The sequence below is a fragment of the Pedococcus dokdonensis genome, from assembly GCF_900104525.1.
GTDB classification, from domain to species: Bacteria; Actinomycetota; Actinomycetes; order Actinomycetales; family Dermatophilaceae; genus Pedococcus; species Pedococcus dokdonensis.
Genome location: NZ_LT629711.1, coordinates 3,872,444 through 3,889,896 on the forward strand (window position 1 = coordinate 3,872,444; position 17,453 = coordinate 3,889,896).

The window sequence follows — 17,453 nt, forward strand, 5'->3', positions numbered from 1 at the left end:
CGCCTTTTGCATGGGATAGCGACGGGTGGGTAGGGACCGGAGGAATCGCGACCGACCCAACCGGAGGTGTCCCATGAGCGAGCAGGACCGCAACCTGGCCGAGATGGACCAGGACGACGTCGAGCGGCACAGCGTCGTCCAGGCGGTCATCCAGCAGGTCATCGACGAGACCAGCCTGTCCGCTGAGGGGCGCGACCCGCGCGAGGTGCAGGCGGAGCTGACCGCCGCCCTCGCCCAGCGCGGCATCGGTGAGCAGCCACCGCGCTGGCTCGAGACGGTCGCGGAGCGGCTGGTCAACGGCCACCGCTACGTCGAGGACCCCCACAGGGCCGACCCGCCCGCCTAGTCTGGCCGGGTGACTCCCGCCGGTCTGCTCCTCGCCGCGGGTGGCGGTCGTCGGATGGGCAAGCCCAAGGCACTCGTCGACGACCCTGCCGGGGGGTCGTTCGTCGAGCGCGGGGTGCGGGTGCTGCGTGCCGCCGGCTGCGCACCGGTCGTCGTCGTCGTGGGCGCCGAGGCCGCCCGAACCGCGGCCCTTGCCACGGCGGCCGGCGCCGACACGGTCGTCGAGGCTGCCGACTGGGAGAGCGGCCAGAGTGCATCGCTCCGGGCCGGGCTCGCGGCGGTCCAGCTCACCGAGGCCGAGGTCGCGTGCATCCTGCTGGTCGACCTGCCCGACGTGACGTCGGCCGTGGTGCGGCGGGTGGCCGCAGCAGGCGGTGACGGGCCAGCGGTGCTGGCCCGCGCGGCATACCGAGGCGTGCCCGGGCACCCGGTCGTGATGGGGCGGGACCACTGGAAAGGGGTCCTCGACGTCGCTGCCGGCGACCGGGGTGCCCGCGACTACCTCGCGACGCACGAGCACCTGTTGGTCGAGTGCGGCGACCTGGCCACCGGCCGCGACGCGGACACCCCTGACGACCTGTGAGCCTGCGACGCTGCTGTTGATGAAGCGTTGAGAGGTTCGACCACGGGTTGGAAGTAGTGCCCCCTTCAATTAGCCGCCGCGATGAGTGATGCTGTGGACATGGAGCCACGCGAGGCGTTCTCGTCCGCGAAGGCGCTGACGCAGGGGCTTGCCGACACGGGTTACCTCGCCGACGACGCCCTCGCCACGGTGGCCTGGCTCGCGCTCCGGCTCGAACGCCCGCTCCTCCTCGAGGGCGAGCCGGGCACCGGCAAGACAGCACTCGCAGAGGGGATCGCCGCCGCGCTCGACCTGCCACTCATCCGGCTCCAGTGCTACGAGGGCATCGACGCGACCCAGGCGCTCTACGACTGGGACTTCCCCCGGCAGATCCTGCACCTGCGCGCGGTCGAGGCCGTCGCCGCCGACGGCCAGGAGCTCAGCACGGTCGAGGACCAGCTCTTCGACCAGCGGTTCCTGCTCGCCCGCCCCGTGCTCCGGGCGCTGCGCGAGTCGCCGGTGGTGCTGCTCGTCGACGAGATCGACCGCGCCGACGACGAGTTCGAGGCGTTCCTGCTCGAGGTGCTGTCGACGTGGCAGGTGACCATCCCCGAGCTCGGCACCGTCACCGCTGCCACACCCCCGATCGTGGTGCTGACCTCCAACCGCACCCGAGAGCTGCACGACGCGCTCAAGCGCCGGTGCCTCTACCACTGGATCGACCACCCCGGCCTCGAGCGCGAGCTGCAGATCGTCCGGTCCCGAGCACCGCAGGTGTCGGAGTCCCTTGCAGCGCAGGTGGTCTCGACGGTCCAACGGCTGCGCAACGAGCACGACCTGATCAAGCCGCCGGGTGTCGCGGAGACCCTCGACTGGGCGCGCGCGCTGCACGAGCTGGGCGCCTCCGACCTCGACCTCGAGACCGCCGCGGCGAGCCTGGGAGTCGCGGTGAAGTACCGCGAGGACGCCGAGCGGGTCAGGGCCGCCCTCGACCGGATCATGACGCGATGACCACGGCGCCGGCACACGCCGCAGACGAGATCCTGCTGGGTTTCGCTCGAGCCCTGCGCGCTGCCGGCGTCAACGTCACGGCCGACCGCGAGCGCACCTACCTCGAGGCGGTCGAGGCGGTCGGGGTGCAGGACGAGCCCGGCGCCTACTGGGCCGGCCGCGCGACGCTGTGCGCCTCGCCGGCCGACCTCGACCGCTACGACCGGGTGTATGCCGCGTGGTTCGGGCTCGAGCGCGCCGGCACCCGTCCGCGCCGCGACCCGGGTCACACCGTGGTCCAGGCCTCGCTCGAGACCGGCGCGGGGTCGCCCGACGGGCAGGAGTCACCCGAGGACGAGGTCCGCGCCGAGGCGAGCGCGGTCGAGGTGCTGCGCCATCGCGACCTCGCCACGCTGAGCAGCGTCGAGCGCGCCCGGCTCGCGGCGCTCTTCGCGGCCCTGCGTCCCAGGGCACCGCGACGTCCGGCACACCGGCAGACCCCCGCGCGCCGGGGGGCGGTGGACGCCCGCAAGACCCTGCGCGCGCAGCTGCGCCGGATGGGGGAACCCGGTCCCATCGCCTGGCGCCACCGCGGCACCCGCGCCCGCCGGGTCGTCCTCCTCGTTGACGTCTCGGGGTCGATGAGCGCCTACGCCGACGCCCTGCTGCGGCTGGCCCACACCTACGCCGCCAGCGGCCTCCCGGTCGAGGTGTTCACCGTCGGCACCCGGCTGACCCATGTGACCAGGCCGCTGCGCCAGCGCGACCCCGAACGAGCCCTGGTCGCCTGTGGCGAGTGCGTGCCCGACTGGTCGGGGGGCACCCGGCTGGCCGAGGGGATCGGCGCGTTCCTCGACCGCTGGGGCCGGCGCGGCATGGCTCGCGGCGCGGTGGTGGTGCTGTTCAGCGACGGCTGGGAACGCGACGAGCCGCAAGCCCTGGGGGAGCAGATGCGGCGGCTGCAGGCGCTGGCGCACCGCGTCGTCTGGGTGAACCCGCACCGTGGCAAGCCGGGCTACCAGCCCGTGCAGCAGGGGATCGTCGCGGCGCTGCCGCACGTCGACGACTTCGTCGCCGGTCACTCGATGGCCGCCTTCGAGGAGCTCGTGGAGGTGGTCGGCCGTGCGTGAGGTGCTGCCCGAGCTGCTGCGCTGGTGGCGTGCGGGGGCCACGGTGGGCGTAGGCACCGTCGTCGGCACGTGGCGCTCGGCGCCGCGACCGGCCGGGGCGGCGATGCTGGTCGGGCCGGGAGGCGAGGCGGTCGGCTCGGTGAGCGGCGGCTGCGTCGAGGGCGCCGTCTACGAGCTCGCGGGGTCCGTGGTCGCCGACGGTGTGCCGGTGCTGCAGCGCTACGGCGTCAGCGACGACGACGCGTATGCCGTGGGGCTGACCTGCGGGGGCATCCTCGACGTCTTCGTGGAGTCGGTGAGCAGCACGACATACCCCGAGCTCGGTGAGGTGGCCGACGACATCGAGGCGGGCCGCCCCGTGGCGGTGGCCACGGTCATCGAGCACCCGGACCCGGCTCGGCTCGGTCGGCGGCTGGTGGTGCGCCCCGAGCAGGACGGCGCCGTAGGTGCCAGCGGGACGCTCGGGTCGTCGCGCGCCGACGACGCGGTCACCGACGACGCCCGCGGCCTGCTCGCCTCGGGACGCACCGAGACCCTCACCTACGGCCCGGACGGTGAGCGGCGGGGTGAGGGCATGCGGGTCTTCGTGTCGTCGTTCGCGCCGAAGCCGCGGATGCTGGTCTTCGGGGCGATCGACTTCGCGGCGGCCGTCGCCCACCAAGGACACTTCCTCGGCTACCACGTGACCGTCTGTGACGCCCGCCCGGTCTTCGCCACCAGGTCGCGCTTCCCGTCGGCCGACGAGGTGGTCGTCACCTGGCCGCACCGCTACCTCGAGGCCGAGCGCGATGCGGGCCGGATCGACTCGCGCACGGTGATCTGCGTCCTCACCCACGACCCCAAGTTCGACGTGCCCGTCCTCGAGGTCGCGCTGCGCCTGCCCGAGGTGGCGTACGTCGGGGCGATGGGTTCGCGGCGCACCCACGACGACCGGATGGCGCGGCTGCGCGAGGCCGGCCTGACCGAGCGTGAGCTGGCGCGGCTGTCCAGCCCGGTGGGACTGGACCTCGGCGCGCGCACCCCCGAGGAGACGGCGGTGAGCATCGCCGCCGAGATCATCGCACTCCAGTGGGGCGGCCGGGGGGACCGGCTCGGTCACCGCGACGGCCCGATCCACCACCACACCACCGGCTCCGGAGCCGGCCTCGTCCCCGCCTCGACGGCAGCAGAGGGGGTCGCCGCGAACCATCCGGATTGACCGTTGTCCCCGGTCCGTGGACGGAGCAGGATCCCAACCAGCCGGGCTGACCGGCGCCATCCACAGCCAGCCTGTCCAGCCAGCAAGTTCGTGTCACAGAGAGGTGATCGAATGACCCGCATCAGCGTCACGGTCGACGGCGTCGACTACACCGACGAGGTGGAGCCGCGCACGCTCCTCGTCCACTACCTGAGAGAGCAGCTGGGCAAGACGGGCACCGTCGTCGGGTGCGACACGAGCAACTGCGGGGCGTGCACCGTGCACCTCGACGGGCGCAGCGTGAAGTCGTGCAACGTGCTCGCCGTGCAGGCCGACGGCCACGACGTCACGACGATCGAGGGGCTGGCGCAGGACGGCGAGCTGCACCCGATGCAGCAGGCCTTCCACGACTGCCACGCGCTCCAGTGCGGCTACTGCACGCCGGGGATGATCATGCAGTCGATCGACGTGCTCAACGACAACCCGAACCCCACCGAGGACGAGATCCGGGTCGGGCTCGAGGGCAACCTCTGCCGGTGCACGGGCTACCACAACATCGTCAAGGCGGTGCAGCAGGCGGCCGGTGCCGGCGCCGGTGCCGCCGCGGGCGCCACGGCCGGCACGACCAGCGGCTCGACCCTCGGGGGTGAGCCGGTATGACCGCCGTGGAGGACCGCCCGAAGACCGAGATCGGGGCGGCACGCAAGCGCAAGGAGGACCAGCGCCTCATCACCGGACGCACGAAGTGGACCGACAACATCCAGCTCACCGGCATGCAGCACCTCGCCATGGTGCGCAGCCCGTTCGCCCACGCCACCATCACCGGGATCGACGTCTCGGCAGCGAAGCAGGCGCCGGGCGTCCTCGCCGTCCTGACCGGTGAGGACCTGAAGGACATCCAGGGCGGCATGGCGAACGCCTGGCCGATCGTGGAGGACCAGAAGGCGCCGGTCCACCCGGCCATCGCGGTGGACCACGTGGCGTTCGCCGGCGAGATCGTCGCCGTCGTGATCGCCCGCACGGCGGTTGCCGCCCGCGACGCCGCAGAGCTCGTCGACGTGGACTACGACGAGCTTCCCCCCGTGCTCGACCTGCGGGAGGCCGCCAAGGACACCGTCCTGGCCCACCCCGACCTGGGCACCAACAAGAGTGCCTTCTGGCAGTTCGACTCGGCCGGTGCCGGCACCGGCAGCTCCATCGACGACGCGATCGACGCCGCGCGGGCCGACGGGATCGTCATCGAGCGCGAGTACCGCCAGCAGCGGCTGATCCCCGCGTTCATGGAGCCCCGCTCGGTCGTGTGCGACCCGACCGGAGAGCAGCTGACCATCTGGACCGCCACCCAGGTGCCGCACTTCGTGCGCATCTTCACCGCCCTGGTGCTCGGCATCCCCGAGAGCAAGATCCGGGTGATCGCCCCGGACGTGGGGGGTGGCTTCGGTGGCAAGCTCCAGCACACCCCCGAAGAGGTCCTCACGGTCCTCGCTGCGCGACACGTGGGCAAGCCGTGCAAGTACACCGAGACCCGCAGCGAGTCGCTCCTGTCGGCTCACCACGGGCGCGACCAGTGGCAGAAGCTCACCCTGACCGCGACCAAGGACGGCACGGTCACCGGGCTCAAGGTCGACCTGCTGGCCGACATGGGGGCCTACCTCGGGCTGGTCACGTCCGGCATACCGGTGCTCGGCGCGTTCATGTTCAACGCGATCTACAAGTTCCCCGCCTACCAGTTCAACTGCACCAACCTGTTCACCAACAAGACGTGGACCGACGCCTACCGCGGCGCCGGGCGGCCGGAGGCGACCTACGCCATCGAGCGGCTGATGGACGAGCTGGCCGTCGAGGTCGGGGTCGACCCCCTGGAGATCAGGGAGAAGAACTGGATCAAGCACGAGGAGTTCCCGTTCACCACGGTGGCCGGGATGACCTACGACTCGGGCAACTACGAGGCCGCGACCGCGCGGGCGCGAGAGCTCTTCGACTACGACGGGCTGCGGCGCGAGCAGCAGGAGCGTCGCGACCGCAAGGACCCGGTCCAGCTGGGCATCGGTATCTCGACATTCACCGAGATGTGCGGTCTCGCGCCGTCCCGGGTCCTCGGAGCCCTGCGCTACGCCGCAGGCGGGTGGGAGCACGCGACGGTGCGGATGCTGCCCACCGGCAAGGTCGAGGTGGTCACCGGCACCTCGCCCCACGGCCAGGGCCACGAGACGGTCTGGAGCCAGATCATCGCCGACAAGCTCGGGGTCCCGTTCGAGGACGTCGAGGTGCTGCACGGCGACACCCAGATCGCCAGCCGCGGACTCGACACCTACGGCTCGCGGTCGCTGGTCGTCGGTGGGCAGGCCCTCGTGATGGCGGCCGACCGGGTGATCGAGAAGGCCAAGCCCCATGCCGCGCACCTGCTCGAGGTGTCGGTCGAGGACATCGAGTTCTCCGGTGGCCAGTTCAAGGTCAAGGGCACGGACAACGGCAAGGCGATGGCCGAGGTGGTCTGGGCGGCCTTCGCGTCGCACGACCTGGCCGAGGGGCTCGAGCCCACGCTGGACGCCGACGCCACCTACGACCCGGTGGACTTCTCCTTCCCCCACGGCACCCACCTGTGCGCCATGGAGGTCGACACCGAGACCGGTCAGGTGACGATGCGCAAGTACGTGTGCGTCGACGACATCGGCAACATCATGAACCCGCTCATCGTCGAGGGGCAGGTGCATGGCGGGCTCGTGCAGGGCATCGCCCAGGCACTCTGGGAGGAGGCGGTCTACGACGACCAGGGCACCCTGGTGTCGGGTTCGTTCGTCGACTACACGCTGCCCACGGCCGCAGACACGATCTCGTTCGTCACCGACAACACCGTCTCCCCGTCGACGACGAACGACCTCGGGGCCAAGGGGGTCGGCGAGGCGGGCTGCATCGCCTCCACCCCGGCTGTCGTCAACGCCGTCGTCGACGCGCTGCGGCCGATGGGGATCAACGACATCCGGATGCCGTGCACCCCGGAGCGGGTCTGGCGGGCGATCCAGTCCGCCGGCGCGAACCAATCCGACGCCACCACCGGTGACGCCCAGCCGCACTTCGACGCGGCGGCCCCCAACCAGGACGAGCCGGGCGGTCCAGCCGGCACCGCGACGAACGGAGCAGACCAGTGATCCCCGCAGCGTTCGACTACGTCGCGCCCACCTCTGTCGCCGACGCGCTCGCCGCCATGGCGGAGGCCGGTGACGAGGGCAAGGTGCTGGCCGGCGGGCAGAGCCTGCTGCCGATCCTGCGGATGCGGCTCAACGCCCCGGAGAAGGTCATCGACCTCGGCCGGATCGAGGAGCTCAAGGGAGTGTCCGAGGACGGCGACCACGTGGTGATCGGTGCGATGACCACGTATGCCGACGTGCTGGCGAGCGACCTCGTGCGTCAGCACGCGGGGGTGCTCACCGACGCGATCGCCGAGGTGGCCGACCCGCAGATCCGGCACCGTGGCACGGTCGGTGGCGCCCTGGTCCACGCCGACCCCGCCGGTGACGTCGGGGCGCCGGCCCTCGCGCTCGACACCGAGTTCGTCATCACCGGCAGCGGTGGTGAGCGACGGGTCGCCGCCGCCGACTTCTTCCAGGACCTCTTCGAGACGGCCGTGGGAGAGGGTGAGCTGCTCACCGCCATCCGGATCCCGAAGCACACCGGATGGGGGCACCGCTACGAGAAGTTCGTCAGGGTGTCCCACCAGTGGTCGATCGTCGCGGTCGCGGCGACGGTCCGGGTCGACGGCGGCAGCATCGCCGAGGCGCGGATCGGCCTGACCAACATGGGCTCGACCCCGCTGCGGGCCACGAGCGTCGAGCAGGCTCTCGTGGGTGCGTCGGCGACGGACGAAGCAGTCCGCGCGGCGTGTGCCGCCGCGGCCGACGGCACCAACCCGCCGTCGGACCTCAACGGTGACGCCGACTACCGCAAGCACCTGGCGACGGTGCTGACCCGGCGAGCCGTCCTGGCCGCGGCAGGCGGGTGAGCCCGTGGAGCTGAACCACTCCTTCACCGTGCCCGCGGACGTCGCGACCACCTGGGCGACCTTCATGGACCTGCCCCTGGTCGGCGGCTGCTTCCCCGGCGCCACCGTCACGGAGGTGACGGAGGAGGGCTTCGCGGGCACGGTGAAGGTCAAGCTCGGCCCGATCGCGCTGGTCTACTCGGGCACCGGGTCCTTCCTCGAGCGCGACGACACTGCGCACCGGGCCGTGATCGAGGCCAAGGGCAAGGACAAGCGGGGCAACGGCACGGCCGGGGCCACCGTCACGATCCAGCTCTCCGAGGCGGGTGCCGGCTCGACCCGCGCCGACGTGCAGACCGACCTGGCGGTGACCGGCAAGCCGGCGCAGTTCGGCCGGGGCGTCATGCAGGACGTCTCCGACAAGCTGCTCGGCCAGTTCATCGCGTGCATCGAGGGCAAGATCGGCGACGCCACCCCGGTCGCAGGCCCCGCGCGGCCCGAGGGGGCCGAGGGCCCGGTCTCCCAGGCGCCGGGCGGCGACCCGGCCGGGAAAGCGGGCGATGGGCCGGTTTCCGAGGCTGCCCCGGCCGACGTCGTCCCGCCCGGGGACGCTGCTCCGACGCCGGCTCCCGCCGTCGCCGAGGCGCCGCCCGCCCCGGCCGCACCGCCTCCCGCCCCGGCCGCACCGCCTCCCGCCGCAGCGGCGCCACCACCTCGGTCGGTCCCGGCGGCGAAGCAGGACGACGCCCTCGACCTGGGGTCCACCGTCCTCCCGGTCCTGCTGAAGTCCTACGGCAAGCAGGTCGCGATCGGCGTCGTGGTCGTCGTCGCGGTGATCGTGATCTGGCGGGCGATGAGCGGCTGAGCCGGCCACCCGGCATACCGGCGCCACCCGTCCCGCCACCCCTCGCAAAACGGCGGTTGCGCGCACTTCCGCCCAGCAACAGCTGGGCGGAAGGCGACGCAACCGCCGTTTTGTCGTCAGCACCGGGCGCCGACCCGCCCAAACGGATGAGGACCGGGTCATCCGGTCATGTGGACCTGCGGTGACCTACCCTGAAAGTGAACGGCGGCGTGGAAGGGTGACCGGCTAGGCGCCACCCTGAGCGCCATCCCACCGCCGCGGCCCCGCGGCACCCTGCCAGCACAGGAGCGCGCCACGATGAGCGAGCCGCAGACCGTCGTCGTCCTCAACGGACCGAACCTCAACCTGCTCGGCGAGCGCGAGCCGGAGGTGTACGGCTCCGACACCCTCGCCGAGATCGAGGCACTGTGCCGCAAGGCCGCCGGCCTGGCCGGGCTGGAGATCGACTTCCGCCAGAGCAACCACGAGGGTGCCCTGATCGACGCCATCCACGAGGCCCGCAAGACGGCCGTGGGCATCGTCATCAACGCCGGTGCCTACACGCACACCTCGATCGCACTGCGCGACGCCCTGGCCGCCGTGAGCCTGCCGGTCTTCGAGGTGCACCTCACGAACGTGCACGCCCGCGAGGAGTTCCGGCACCACTCCTACCTGTCGGCGGTGTCCGACGGCGTGATCATGGGCTGTGGCCCGAGCGGCTACGCCTACGCGATCGCCCGCATCTCCGAGCTGATCGACGACCGCCACTGAGCCACCGGGGACTGCGTCCCCTGCAAGACTGCGGGGCATGACCCCTACGCCCCTCGACCCGATGGACCTCGCGGGCATCGACGACCTGCTCTCCGACGAGGAGAAGGCGGTCCGCGGCACCGTCCGCACGTTCCTGGACCGGCGCGTGGAGCCGTTCGTCGCCGACTGGTTCGAGCGCGGTGAGGTCGACGACGTCCGGGGACTGACCCAGGAGCTGGGCGCCCTCGGCCTGCTCGGGATGCACCTCGAGGGCTACGGCTGCGCGGGCATGAGCGCCGTCGACTACGGGCTCGCGTGCCTGGAGCTCGAGGCGACCGACTCCGGCATCCGCAGCCTGGTGTCGGTGCAGGGGTCGCTGGCGATGTTCGCGATCCACCGCTGGGGCACCGAGGAGCACAAGCAGCGCTGGCTGCCGCTGATGGCGACCGGGGAGGCGATCGGCTGCTTCGGGCTGACCGAGCCGGACCACGGCTCCGACCCCGCCTCGATGCGCACGAGGGCCCGCCGGGACGGCGACGACTGGGTGCTGGACGGGTCGAAGATGTGGATCACCAACGGCTCGATCGCCGATGTCGCGGTGGTCTGGGCCAATGCCGGTGAGGAGCACGGCGGGATCCGCGGCTTCGTGGTGCCGACCGACACCGCTGGCTTCTCGGCCCCGGAGATCAAGCACAAGCTGTCGTTGCGTGCGTCGGTGACCAGCGAGCTGGTGCTCGACGGCGTGCGGCTGCCGGCGGAGGCGGTGTTCCCGGAGGTCCGCGGTCTGAAGGGGCCGCTCTCGTGCCTGTCCGAGGCCCGCTACGGCATCGTCTGGGGGTCGCTCGGTGCGGCTCGCTCCAGCCTCGACACCGCACGCCGCTACTCGATCGAGCGCGAGCAGTTCGGGCGGCCGCTGGCCGGCTTCCAGCTCACCCAGCAGAAGCTCGCCGACATGGCCCTCGAGCTGGTCAAGGGCCAGCTGCTGGCGCTGCACCTCGGCCGCCGCAAGGACGCCGGCACCCTGCGGCCCGAGCAGGTCAGCCTCGGCAAGCTGAACAACATCCGCGAGGCGATCGAGATCTGCCGCACCTCCCGAACCATCTTGGGCGCCAACGGGATCAGCCTTGAGTACCCCGTCATCCGGCACATGAACAACCTCGAGTCGGTGCTCACCTACGAGGGCACCGTGGAGATGCACACACTCGTCGTCGGGCAGGCGATGACCGGGCAGCAGGCCTTCCGGTAGGACCGTGTGACACGGTGCCAGGCGAGCACTCCGGAATGCCTTCGCGCGGGCCCGGCCGCACGGCATACCCTCGATTTTCGGTGCGGGCTCCCGACCGTGTAGTCTCACCGTCGCACTTCCGCGCGGGTCCGCCCGCGAGGTCCGTGCCCGCCCCCTTAGCTCAGTCGGCAGAGCGTTTCCATGGTAAGGAAAAGGTCGTCGGTTCGATTCCGACAGGGGGCTCTGGGAAGTTCGTCGCAAGGCGCACGCCCCATGGCGGGGTAGCTCAGCTGGTTAGAGCGCACGACTCATAATCGTGAGGTCGCGGGATCGAGCCCCGCTCCCGCTACAGCCGCGATTTCAGGATTCACCCTGGACTCGCGTATTCTGATGCGTCGTTGCCCGTCCCACCTGGGCAGCCCACATTCTGTACGTAAGACAACAGACCACCAGTCAGTTCGAGAGCAGGTTGCCCCGTGGCTAGCAAGAGCGCAGACGTCCGCCCCAAGATCACCTTGGCGTGCGTGGATTGCAAGGAGCGCAACTACATCACCAAGAAGAACCGTCGGAACAACCCCGACCGCCTGGAGATGAAGAAGTTCTGCCCGCGCGACGGCAAGCACACCGTGCACCGCGAGACCCGCTGACCTGACGCGCCTCGACAGCCGCCCCGGACGATCCGTCCCGGGCGGCTTTGTCGTCCCTGCGGGGGTGCGCAATAGGGTGGGGCCATGGCCGTGAACGCAGACTTCGCAGGGCGCAGCTACCCACCCAGTGGCCCGTATCTCGTGGACGCGGCGATGCTCGCGGCGTTCGCCTCCGCGGTGGGCTCCCAGGACCCGGTGCACACCTCGGCCGAGGCCGCGCAGGCGGCGGGCTACCGCGACGTGATCGCGCCGCCGACCTTCGCGGTGACGATCGCCCAGCAGTGCGACGCCGTGTTCGTCCAGGACCCCGAGGCCGGCATCGACTACAGCCGCGTGGTGCACGGCGAGCAGCGGTTCGTGCACCACCGCCCGATCACGGCCGGGGACTCGGTGGTCGGCACCCTCACCGTCGACTCCGTGCGCGAGGCCGGTGGCCACGCGATGGTCACCACCCGCACCGAGCTCACCACCGAGGACGGCGAGGCGCTCTGCACCTCGACCTCCACCATCGTCATCCGAGGAGGGGAGTGACCGTGGCTGCGCGCACCCTGGCCCAGGCCACCGCCGGCGACACCATCGGCCCGGTCACCCTGCCCGTCGGCCGCGAGACCCTCGTCGCCTACGCGAACGCCTCGGGCGACCAGAACCCGATCCACCAGGACGAGGACTTCGCGAAGTCGGTCGGCCTGCCCGACGTCATCGCCCACGGCATGTGGACCATGGGCGCGGCCGGTGCGGTCGTCGAGGAGTGGGCCGGCGACGGTGGTCGGGTCGTCGAGTTCGGCACCCGGTTCACCAAGCCCGTGGTCGTCCCGCAGGGCGGTGGCTCGGTCGAGGTCACGGGGGTGGTGAAGTCCGTCGACGAGCAGACCCGTCGCGCGACCGTCGAGCTGACCGCCACGAGCGAGGGTGCCAAGGTGCTCGGACGCTGCATCGCCGTCGTCCAGCTCGACTGACCACCCACCAGCACACACCGAACCCGTCGAAGGGGCCGGTACGTTCGGTCCCCGCTGCAAGGTCCGGTCCCACCGGCCCCAGTCCAGAGAGAGCGCGCCCGATGCACGAGGAGCACGACGTCCCGCTGGCGTCCCTGACCACGATGCGCGTCGGTGGGCCGGCTGCCCGACTGGTCACCGCCGAGTCGATCGATGACGTCGTCGACGCGGTGCGCGAGGTCGACGACGCCGACGAGCCGCTGCTCGTGGTCGGTGGCGGCTCCAACCTGGTCATCGCCGACACCGGCTTCGGCGGCAGTGTCGTGCGGGTCGCCACCGACGGGGTCACCGTCGAGTCCGCCGACCTCTGTGGCGGCGTGATGGTGCGCGTCGCCGCCGGAGTCGTCTGGGACGAGCTGGTGGCCCGGGCCGTGGCCGAGGGGTGGTCGGGGATCGAGGCGCTGTCGGGCATCCCCGGCTCCACCGGAGCCACCCCGGTGCAGAACGTCGGCGCCTACGGCCAGGAGGTCGCGCAGACCATCGCCTCGGTCCGGGTCTGGGACCGCACCGAGCAGCAGGTGCGCACGATCAGCTCGCTGGACTGCGCGTTCACCTACCGCCACTCGGTGTTCAAGGCGTCGTCGCGCTACGTCGTGCTCGACGTGCTGTTCCAGCTCATCCCGAGCGAGCTGAGCCAACCGGTGGGTTATGCCGACCTGGCCCGGCAGCTCGGCGTCGAGGTGGGGGAGCGGGTGCCGCTCGCCGAGGCCCGCGAGGCCGTGCTGCAGCAGCGCCGCAACCGGGGGATGGTGCTCGACGAGGCCGACCACGACACCTGGTCGTGCGGGTCGTTCTTCACCAACCCGATCCTGTCGCCGCAGCGGTTCGAGGCGCTGGAGTCCCGGGCCGCGACCCGGTTCGGGCCGGACGGGCCCACGCCGCCGCGCTTCGCCGACTCCGACGGAAACGTCAAGACCAGCGCGGCCTGGCTGATCGACCGGGCCGGGTTCGACAAGGGGTTCGCGCTCCCGGGCAGCGGCGCCGCCCTCTCGACCAAGCACACCCTGGCGATCACCAACCGCGGCGACGCCACCGCCGCCGATGTCGCCGAGCTGGCCCGCCACCTGCGGGCCGGGGTGCACGACGCCTTCGGGGTGACCCTGGTCAACGAGCCGGTGTTCGTGGGACACGAGCTGTGAGGTCAGGGTCGGCCGCGAGCTCTGACCCACGGGTGGCGCGCGAGCCGTAGGCCCAGCACCGGCAGCAGCTCCACCTCAAGAGCCCCCGACCCACCCCGGCCGGTGGTGTCGCTATCTCATGCAAAAGGCGAGTTAGCGCCACCCTGCAGCGGCGCTAACTCGCCTTTTGCATGAGGTAGCGACGGGGCGGGTCAGTCGGTGGGCGGGGTCGCGAGCCAGGTGTCGATGTCGGCGAGCGCCGCTGCACGGACGTCGGCGGGGGCGCACGAGGCGGTGACCGAACCACGCGCGAGGGTGGCCAGCTCGTCGTCGGTGAACCCGAGGGCCTCTCGCGCCAGCTGGTACTGGTCGGCCAGCCGCGACCCGAACAGCAGCGGGTCGTCCGCCCCCAGGGCCACCGGTATGCCGTGCTCGACGATGGCGCGCAACGGCACCTCCGCGGTGCTTGCGTACACCCCCAGCGCGACGTTGCTGCGCGGGCACACCTCGAGCGCTACCCCCGACTCCGCCACCTGCTCCAGCACCCGGGGGTCCTCGACGCTGCGCACGCCGTGGCCGATCCGGTCCGGCCGGATGGCTTCGAGGGTCGACTCCACGGCAGTGGGTCCGAGCAGCTCGCCGGCGTGCGGCACGAGGGCGAGCCCGGCCCGGCGGGCGATGCCGAAGGCCGGGGCGAACTCGGCGGTGACACCGCGACGTTCGTCGTTGCTCAACCCGAACCCGACCACGGTGCCGGGGTCGGAGCCGGCATGCTGCGCGGCGAGCCGGGCCAGCGTGCGCGCGTCGAGCGGGTGGCGGATCCGGCTGGCGGCCACGATGACGGCGACCTGCGTGGTCCCCTCCCGGGAGACGACGGCGGCCTCGTCGAGGACGATCTCGAGCGCCGGTGTGATGCCCCCGACGAACGGCGCGTAGGAGGTCGGGTCGACCTGGATCTCGAGCCAGCGCGACCCCTCGCTGGCGTCGTCGAGCGCGGCCTCGCGGACGATCCGGCGCAGGTCCGCCTCGTCGCGCACGCAGGCCCGTGCGGCGTCGTACAGCCGCTGGAACCGGAACCAGCCGCGTTCGTCGCGGGCGCTCAACCGGGGCGGGTAGCCGGTGGTGAGCGCGTCGGGCAGCCGCAGGTGGTGCTTCTCGGCCAGCTCGCGCACGGTCTCGACGCGCATCGAGCCGGTGAAGTGCAGGTGCAGGTGCGCCTTGGGCAGGGTGGTCACCGGGCGCGGCATGCGAGGCAGTCTTGCACCCACCCCGCGACCACGCGGACCGGCCCCGCCGGTCAGCGCACGACCGACGCGGACCAGGCCTGGGGAACGAGCAGGCGGGGTCGGCCGACGCCGTCCGCGGCGACGGCATACAGGTCGGTCTCGCCACCCCGCGCCCCGGTGAGCGGCAGCCCGTAGAGCACCGTGTCGGCGTCGAGCCACTGCACCTGGTCGTCGACGCTGCGGGTCTCGGTGAGCAGCACCTCGCGGCCCGCCCCGAGGTCGAGCACGGCGATCCGCCAGCCGCCCGACGGCTGCATCCGCTTGTAGGCCACTCGGGTGCCGTCGGGCGACAGCGAGGGGCACTCGGCGCCCGACCGCACGGTGGTGACGGAGCGGCGCGCGAGCGACCCCTTCGCGAGCCAGGGTGTCCCGTCGAAGGCGACGGTGAGGTAGAAGGTGTCGTCGTCGACGAAGGTCACGCCCCAGTAGTTGCGGTCGACCGGGGTGATCCGGCGGCCCTGGTGGGTCAGCGCGAAGTCCTCGAGGTGCACCGCAGTGCCCTTGGTGAGGTCGTGGAGGTAGGTGCGCGTCGCGAAGCCCGCGCTCAGGTAGGAGTCCCCGGTGACGAAGGCGGTGGTGGCCGCGAGCCTTCCGTCGGGCGACAGCCGCGCACGACTGGGTATGCCGGGCAGGTTGCGTCGGTAGGTGACCCGGCCCGAGCGGTCCCACGCCGTGACGGAGCTGCCGAGCACGACTCCGGGCCTCGAGCGCAGGCAGAGGGTGGTGTCGCCGCGCTGGTCGACGCGTTCGCAGGCATCTGTGGTGACGGCACGGGGGCCGTCGGGGTCGGCGAGGGTCGACATCGCCACCTTGCCGAAGTCGGGGCCGAGAGCCGTGGACCGGTAGACGAGGTGCGGGACGCCCTGCACCTGGGCGAGGGAGGCGCTGGGGACGCTGGGTGCACCGGCCGGCGGCGCGGGCGGTGGCGCCTGGGCGCGCAGCACCGCGTAGGCGAAGACGCCGGCGACGGCGAGCACGACGACTGCGACGAAGATGGCCACCCGGGCGCGCTGGTTCATCGGGTCGCTCCGGTCAGCATGGCGGGCCGCAGCACGAGCCACGCAGCCGGCACGGCGACGGCCAGCAGGGCGGCCATGAGCAGCACCGCGCGGCCCGGGCCGACGAGCGTCCAGGCCGCACCGAAGACGAGGGCCGCCCCGAGCCGGCTGAGTGCCACCGCGGACTGTGCCGTCGCGATCGCGCTGCCCCGCACCTGCGGCCGCACCACCGACGATGCCGCCGCGGCGAGCACCCCGTCGGTGGAGGCGTAGAAGGCGCCGAGCAGCAGCAGGCAGCCGGCGCCGACGACGAGCGACCCGGTCGGGCCGGACGCGCAGACGTAGGCGCCGACGAGGAAGGCGTGGCCCAGCACCATCACGCGCCCCCGCCCGAGCCAGTCCGCGACCCGGCCGAACGGCACTGCGAGGGCGAGGTAGGCGAGGTTCGTGCCGACGAACAGCAGGGGGAACCACTGGGCGGCGAGGTCGTTGCGGTCCTGGAGCACCAGGTAGACGAACGCGTCGCTGAGGGTGAGCAGCCCGAGCAGCGCGGCGGCCGCCACCAGGCGCGCGAAGCCGGGCTGGGCGAGCATCCGCAGGGTCGGGCGCGGCTGTTCCGCGACGGTCGAGTCCGGCCCCGCCGTCGTCGCCGCGTCCGTCGCCTTGGCCGCCGCCGCCGTGGCCGCCGTGGCCGTCGTCGCCGAGGCACGGGTGGGGCGCAGGTCGGGCACCAGCAGCGCCAGCAGGGCGACCCCGATCACCGCCGCCGCCAGGGAGATGACGAAGACCAGCCGGTAGTCCTCCGGCACCGCCCACAGCGCGACGAACGCGATCAGCGGCCCGAGCATCGCCCCGGTCGTGTCGAGCGCCCGGTGCACGCCGAAGGAGCGACCCAGCGATGCGGGGTCGCTGGAGGCGGCGATCAGCACGTCGCGCGGCGCCGTCCGCAGCCCCTTGCCGAGCCGGTCGACCCCCAGGACTGCGGCGACGACTCCCGCGCCGGGCGTCCACAGCAGCACGGTGCGGGCCAGGGCCGAGAGCGAGTAGCCGGCCAGCGCCACCGGCTTGGGCCGGTCGAACCGGTCCGCCAGCCACCCGCCGAGGTAGCGCACGACCACGGAGGCCGCCGAGTAGGTGCCGTCCACCAGGCCGTAGGCCAGCGGCGACAGCCCGAGACCGGCGGTCAGGTAGAGCGGCAGCACGGCCTGCGCGGACTCGGAGGAGATGTCGGTGACGAGGCTGACCAGCCCCAGCAGGATGACGGTGCGCGCGACCGGGCCGCGAGCTCGGCGCGAACCGGGGGCGCGGGAGGCTACCGGGCGGTGCCGGTCGGCGAGGTACACGAGCGCCCCCTGGTGACCCGCGGGTCCGTGCGGGGTGCGCCCAGTCTACGAACCGCGCTCGCTC

18 protein-coding genes and 2 tRNA genes are annotated in these 17,453 nt (G+C 72.3%); 17 read left to right on the forward strand and 3 right to left on the reverse strand.

Annotated features, from left to right (window positions below; all coding sequences use genetic code 11):
• The first annotated feature begins 73 nt into the window (after positions 1-73).
• The 17 genes from BLQ34_RS18235 (at position 74) to BLQ34_RS18315 (ending at position 13,783) form a co-directional block, all read left to right on the forward strand.
• Entirely contained in the window at positions 74-346 is a 273-nt protein-coding gene (locus BLQ34_RS18235) for a hypothetical protein (protein WP_091788805.1), read from the forward strand.
• Between the two features lie 9 nt (positions 347-355).
• Complete coding sequence (locus BLQ34_RS18240) at positions 356-928, forward strand: nucleotidyltransferase family protein (protein ID WP_091788808.1); 573 nt, start codon at positions 356-358, stop codon at positions 926-928.
• 99 nt (positions 929-1,027) lie between these two features.
• Entirely contained in the window at positions 1,028-1,918 is an 891-nt protein-coding gene (locus BLQ34_RS18245) for an AAA family ATPase (protein ID WP_091790220.1), read from the forward strand.
• A complete protein-coding gene (locus BLQ34_RS18250; protein ID WP_091788811.1) occupies positions 1,915-3,027 on the forward strand; it encodes a vWA domain-containing protein in 1,113 nt (370 codons plus the stop codon). The genes BLQ34_RS18245 and BLQ34_RS18250 overlap by 4 nt, the downstream gene beginning before the upstream one ends.
• A complete protein-coding gene (locus BLQ34_RS18255) occupies positions 3,020-4,225 on the forward strand; it encodes an XdhC family protein (protein WP_091788814.1) in 1,206 nt (401 codons plus the stop codon). Before BLQ34_RS18250 ends, BLQ34_RS18255 begins: the two co-directional genes overlap by 8 nt.
• A gap of 111 nt (positions 4,226-4,336) precedes the next feature.
• The gene (locus BLQ34_RS18260) at positions 4,337-4,864 is read left to right on the forward strand and encodes a (2Fe-2S)-binding protein (RefSeq protein ID WP_091788818.1); all 528 of its coding nucleotides are present in this window, start codon (positions 4,337-4,339) and stop codon (positions 4,862-4,864) included.
• Positions 4,861-7,353, forward strand: coding sequence for a xanthine dehydrogenase family protein molybdopterin-binding subunit (locus tag BLQ34_RS18265; protein WP_091788821.1), 2,493 nt, complete (start codon positions 4,861-4,863; stop codon positions 7,351-7,353). The genes BLQ34_RS18260 and BLQ34_RS18265 overlap by 4 nt, the downstream gene beginning before the upstream one ends.
• Positions 7,350-8,204, forward strand: coding sequence for an FAD binding domain-containing protein (locus BLQ34_RS18270; protein WP_091788824.1), 855 nt, complete (start codon positions 7,350-7,352; stop codon positions 8,202-8,204). The genes BLQ34_RS18265 and BLQ34_RS18270 overlap by 4 nt, the downstream gene beginning before the upstream one ends.
• A gap of 4 nt (positions 8,205-8,208) precedes the next feature.
• Positions 8,209-9,048 (forward strand): SRPBCC family protein, encoded by an 840-nt coding sequence (locus tag BLQ34_RS18275; protein ID WP_091788827.1) that lies wholly within the window; start codon positions 8,209-8,211, stop codon positions 9,046-9,048.
• Between the two features lie 297 nt (positions 9,049-9,345).
• Positions 9,346-9,798, forward strand: coding sequence for a type II 3-dehydroquinate dehydratase (gene aroQ / locus BLQ34_RS18280; protein ID WP_091788830.1), 453 nt, complete (start codon positions 9,346-9,348; stop codon positions 9,796-9,798).
• A 37-nt stretch (positions 9,799-9,835) separates the two neighbouring features.
• A complete protein-coding gene (locus BLQ34_RS18285) occupies positions 9,836-11,023 on the forward strand; it encodes an acyl-CoA dehydrogenase family protein (protein WP_091788832.1) in 1,188 nt (395 codons plus the stop codon).
• A gap of 149 nt (positions 11,024-11,172) precedes the next feature.
• A tRNA-Thr gene (locus tag BLQ34_RS18290) sits at positions 11,173-11,245 on the forward strand.
• A 32-nt stretch (positions 11,246-11,277) separates the two neighbouring features.
• A tRNA-Met gene (locus tag BLQ34_RS18295) sits at positions 11,278-11,351 on the forward strand.
• Positions 11,352-11,478: 127 nt separating this feature from the next.
• Complete coding sequence (gene rpmG, locus BLQ34_RS18300; protein WP_056882210.1) at positions 11,479-11,649, forward strand: 50S ribosomal protein L33; 171 nt, start codon at positions 11,479-11,481, stop codon at positions 11,647-11,649.
• Positions 11,650-11,733: 84 nt separating this feature from the next.
• Positions 11,734-12,180 carry an FAS1-like dehydratase domain-containing protein gene (locus tag BLQ34_RS18305; RefSeq protein ID WP_091788835.1) on the forward strand — a complete coding sequence of 149 codons (447 nt, stop codon included), beginning with the start codon at positions 11,734-11,736 and terminating at the stop codon, positions 12,178-12,180.
• 2 nt (positions 12,181-12,182) lie between these two features.
• Positions 12,183-12,605 carry a MaoC family dehydratase gene (locus tag BLQ34_RS18310; RefSeq protein WP_407946379.1) on the forward strand — a complete coding sequence of 141 codons (423 nt, stop codon included), beginning with the start codon at positions 12,183-12,185 and terminating at the stop codon, positions 12,603-12,605.
• Between the two features lie 101 nt (positions 12,606-12,706).
• Entirely contained in the window at positions 12,707-13,783 is a 1,077-nt protein-coding gene (locus BLQ34_RS18315; protein ID WP_091788841.1) for a UDP-N-acetylmuramate dehydrogenase, read from the forward strand.
• 191 nt (positions 13,784-13,974) lie between these two features.
• Here the strand turns inward: BLQ34_RS18315 and BLQ34_RS18320 are convergent, their stop codons facing one another.
• Genes BLQ34_RS18320 through BLQ34_RS18330 form a run of 3 tightly spaced genes read right to left on the reverse strand, consistent with a single transcriptional unit; the run spans position 13,975 to position 17,389 of the window.
• Positions 13,975-15,009 carry an adenosine deaminase gene (locus BLQ34_RS18320; RefSeq protein ID WP_091788844.1) on the reverse strand — a complete coding sequence of 345 codons (1,035 nt, stop codon included), beginning with the start codon at positions 15,007-15,009 and terminating at the stop codon, positions 13,975-13,977.
• A gap of 50 nt (positions 15,010-15,059) precedes the next feature.
• Complete coding sequence (locus BLQ34_RS18325) at positions 15,060-16,067, reverse strand: TolB family protein (protein WP_091788848.1); 1,008 nt, start codon at positions 16,065-16,067, stop codon at positions 15,060-15,062.
• A complete protein-coding gene (locus BLQ34_RS18330; protein ID WP_231961356.1) occupies positions 16,064-17,389 on the reverse strand; it encodes an MFS transporter in 1,326 nt (441 codons plus the stop codon). Before BLQ34_RS18330 ends, BLQ34_RS18325 begins: the two co-directional genes overlap by 4 nt.
• Positions 17,390-17,453: the final 64 nt, after the last annotated feature.

What these genes read in the sequence shown, in the direction of transcription:
- BLQ34_RS18245 (WP_091790220.1), top strand. Translation starts at nt 1,028, where the DNA reads ATGGAGCCACGCGAGGCGTTCTCGTCCGCGAAGGCGCTGACGCAGGGG.
- BLQ34_RS18315 (WP_091788841.1), top strand. Translation starts at nt 12,707, where the DNA reads ATGCACGAGGAGCACGACGTCCCGCTGGCGTCCCTGACCACGATGCGC.
- BLQ34_RS18265 (WP_091788821.1), top strand. Translation starts at nt 4,861, where the DNA reads ATGACCGCCGTGGAGGACCGCCCGAAGACCGAGATCGGGGCGGCACGC.
- BLQ34_RS18320 (WP_091788844.1), bottom strand. Translation starts at nt 15,009, where the DNA reads ATGCCGCGCCCGGTGACCACCCTGCCCAAGGCGCACCTGCACCTGCAC.
- BLQ34_RS18235 (WP_091788805.1), top strand. Translation starts at nt 74, where the DNA reads ATGAGCGAGCAGGACCGCAACCTGGCCGAGATGGACCAGGACGACGTC.
- BLQ34_RS18325 (WP_091788848.1), bottom strand. Translation starts at nt 16,067, where the DNA reads ATGAACCAGCGCGCCCGGGTGGCCATCTTCGTCGCAGTCGTCGTGCTC.
- BLQ34_RS18250 (WP_091788811.1), top strand. Translation starts at nt 1,915, where the DNA reads ATGACCACGGCGCCGGCACACGCCGCAGACGAGATCCTGCTGGGTTTC.
- aroQ (WP_091788830.1), top strand. Translation starts at nt 9,346, where the DNA reads ATGAGCGAGCCGCAGACCGTCGTCGTCCTCAACGGACCGAACCTCAAC.
- BLQ34_RS18260 (WP_091788818.1), top strand. Translation starts at nt 4,337, where the DNA reads ATGACCCGCATCAGCGTCACGGTCGACGGCGTCGACTACACCGACGAG.
- BLQ34_RS18285 (WP_091788832.1), top strand. Translation starts at nt 9,836, where the DNA reads ATGACCCCTACGCCCCTCGACCCGATGGACCTCGCGGGCATCGACGAC.
- BLQ34_RS18305 (WP_091788835.1), top strand. Translation starts at nt 11,734, where the DNA reads ATGGCCGTGAACGCAGACTTCGCAGGGCGCAGCTACCCACCCAGTGGC.